The following is a 3236-nucleotide window of genomic DNA, read 5'->3' as shown; positions in this document are numbered from 1 at the left end:
CCCCTTACTAAGGGGGGGTTAGGGGGGGTCATCTTCGTCAATACCCTATTTAGCTGTCTCGCCACAGTCAGTGAAAAGTACAGCTTCATCCCCCTGTGGCAACCCCCCTTCATCTCCAAACTAGCGGCAGAAGACCGCTGTCACCTGAACGGCTTGGCAATGCGAGACGGGCTACCCCGTTACGTGACAGCAGTCAGCCAGAGTGATGTGGCGGACGGTTGGCGGGATAGAAGGCGCGATGGCGGCTGCGTTATTGATATCAGCAGCAATGAGATAATTCTGAGCGGACTTTCCATGCCCCACTCCCCCCGCTGGTACAGGGATAAGCTGTGGTTGCTCAACTCCGGTACTGGAGAATTTGGCTTTGCAGACATCGAACGGGGTGTCTTTGAGCCAGTAGCTTTCTGCCCTGGCTATATGCGCGGCTGTGCCTTCAGCGGTGACTTTGCGATCGTCGGGCTATCCAAACCCCGGCATAACAAGACGTTTTCTGGCTTGTCCTTAGATGACAACCTGCGTGCCAAAGATGCCGAACCCCGCTGCGGATTAGTGGTGATTGACCTCAGAAGCGGGGATATCGTCCACTCGTTGCGGATTGAAGGAGTGGTAGAGGAATTGTACGACGTGCAGGTGCTACCGGGAGTGCGTCGCCCGATGGCAATTGGCTTTAAAACTGACGAAATTCGCCGCCTTGTAACGATCGGCTAAGCTGGGAAGTACCCAGGGTGCTGTAAGTTGTGGCTTGGGTTTGAAAAATTAATAATTTGTTGCCCAGATTCGGCTCATTCGCCACGAGCGATCGCGCCGAGAGCTTTGAGCGTGGCTTTTTGTGCTTCAGTTAAACCTGTAATCCCAGTGATGTTCATACCTTCGTAGAGTCGGGGTGGTTTCAGTATTTTTAGGCACTCACCCGTATTGACATCCCACAGCCTTGCCGTTTCATCCGCACAGCCACTTGCTACAGTTTGACCATCCGGACTAAAACTGACTGCGTAGATTTCACGGGTATGTCCGGTGAGAGTTCTGATACATCTTCCAGTGCTGACATCCCACAGCCTCACCGTTCGATCGCAACTACCACTAACCAAGGTTTTTCCGTCTGGGCTAAAGGCAACTGACCATACCCAATTGGTATGTCCAGTCAATGTTTTGATGCAGTTACCCGTATTGACATCCCACAACTTCAACGTTCGATCGGTACTAGCACTAGCTATGATTTGACCATCCGGACTAAAGGCAACCCAAAGTACTTCATTTGTATGTCCAGTGAAGGTTTTTAAGCAACTACCAGTGCTGACATCCCATAGTTTTACACAGTCAAAACTGCTACTGGCTAGGCTTTTACCGCTGGGACTGAAAGTGACGAAAAACATAGAGAGGAAAAATATGGAATTGCTAGGTTCGGTACAAGTTCGGAAACATTGACCCGTTTGACAATCCCAGAACCTGATGCTCTGGTCCCAACCGCTACTGGCTAAAGTTTTGCCATCTGGACTAAAGGCAACTCCATATACCCAATCAGTATGTCCCGCGAACGTTTTTATGCACTTGCCCGTATTGACACTCCATAACTTCAGCGTTTTGTCAGCACCCCCACTAGCGATTGTTTTACCATCGGGACTAAATGCGACTCCTATGACTGGTTGAGTATGTCCTGTGAACGTTCTCACGCAACTGCCAGTATTGACATCCCACAGCCTCAGTTTAGTGTCAGTGTTGCCACTAGCTAAGAGCTTACCGCAGGGACTAAAAGGAACTGCTAATACACAACTGTTATATCCGGTGCGAGTTTTGAAACATTTACCTGTTTGACAATCCCAAAACCGAATTGTATTGTCAAAACTACCACTCACTACTATTTGACCATCTGAACTGTTGGCGTAGCCTGCGCTACGCGCATAGGTAACGGACTCTACGCGATCGCTATGTCCGATGAAGGTTCTGACACAGCTACCCGTGCTAACATCCCACAACTTCACCGTTTTGTCATAACTACCGCTCACTACGGTTTGACCATTGGGACTAAAGGCGATTGATGCAACTACACTGCTATGTCCCGTGCAAGTTTTAACGCACTCACCATCACGGATATCCCAAAGCCTGACTGTGCAGTCAGCACTGCCACTCGCTAGGGTATTACCTTGAGGACTGAAGGCGACTGCATAGACCGAATTCGTATGTCCGTACAACGTCTTAAAGCACTTGCCCTTGCGTACATCCCAAAACTTTACCGTGCTGTCAGCACTAGCACTCGCTAAAATTTGACCATCCCGATTAAAGGCGACTGAATAGATTTCATTCGTATGTCCGGTGAACGTTATAACGCAACTATCAGTCGTAACATCCCAAAACTTTACCGTGTTATCAGCACTACCACTCGCTAAAATTTGACCATCCGGACTGAAGGCGACTGAGTGGACTATATTATTATGTCCGGTATAAGTTTTTACACAGATGCCAGTACGAACATCCCAAAGCTTCACCGTGTGGTCATAACTACCACTCGCTAGGGTTTGACTATCTGGACTCCAAGCAACTGATTTTACCCAGTGGGCGTGTCCCTGAAAGGTCAAAAGTTGTTTGCCTTTTTGCACGTCCCACAGGTGAATATTATTGTGTAGATCGGCCGTCGCCACACATTTGCCATTTGGTGCCAGTGCTAGTGACGTAACAGCACCCAATATGTCAGAAAAAACCGATTGACGCAGGTCAGAATTGGCAAAATTGACATTGTGCAAGTTTATCCCCTGGAGGTTGGCTTGCGAAACCGTTAGATTTGAAAAGTCATAACCGCTTAGATCTACCTGTAATTGGCGAAGTAGATTGATAATATTTCCACTTGCATATCCAATCTTTAGGGGCGGTTTCCCTCGCAGCATCTCAAGAATTCGATCTAGACAATTTTCTAGAGTTTTTGAGTCGCCAAGACTCGTAATTAATCTCTCAATAACTGGTTGAAGAATGAGGCGGATTTGAGTCTCAATCACATATTGTTTGGGTTGAGTTTTAACCAGAGCGTGACTCCTAAAAAGTTGAAGGCGATCGGGTTTAAAGTTAGCAACTTTATTACAATTTTCAATGTTTAAAAACTCAAATTTTAACCCAATGATTTCTTCACAAATATGCTCAATTAATCGAGCGATCGCGTACTCCATGACTACAGGTTGTTGAGTAAATCGAGCGTTGTTTTTTTCAATCAACGATCGCCGTTGCAAAGAGCCTAGTGCCTGTAGGAG

General features: G+C 47.3%; 2 protein-coding genes. One reads left to right on the top strand and one right to left on the bottom strand.

Annotated features, from left to right (window positions below):
* On the top strand, nt 1-708 hold a 708-nt coding region (locus QT974_RS32790), incomplete at its 5' end, for a TIGR03032 family protein (protein WP_333472539.1).
* 74 nt (nt 709-782) lie between these two features.
* Here the strand turns inward: QT974_RS32790 and QT974_RS32785 are convergent.
* Nucleotides 783-3236: eIF2A-related protein (locus tag QT974_RS32785; protein ID WP_333472538.1), on the bottom strand; the 2454-nt coding region annotated here is incomplete at its 5' end.

It is taken from the genome of Microcoleus sp. BM001215392 (assembly GCF_036700185.1).
Taxonomy (GTDB): Bacteria; Cyanobacteriota; Cyanobacteriia; order Cyanobacteriales; family Microcoleaceae; genus Microcoleus.
The sequence above is the reverse complement of the archived record's forward strand: the minus strand, read 5'-3'. Positions and strand labels throughout refer to the sequence as shown.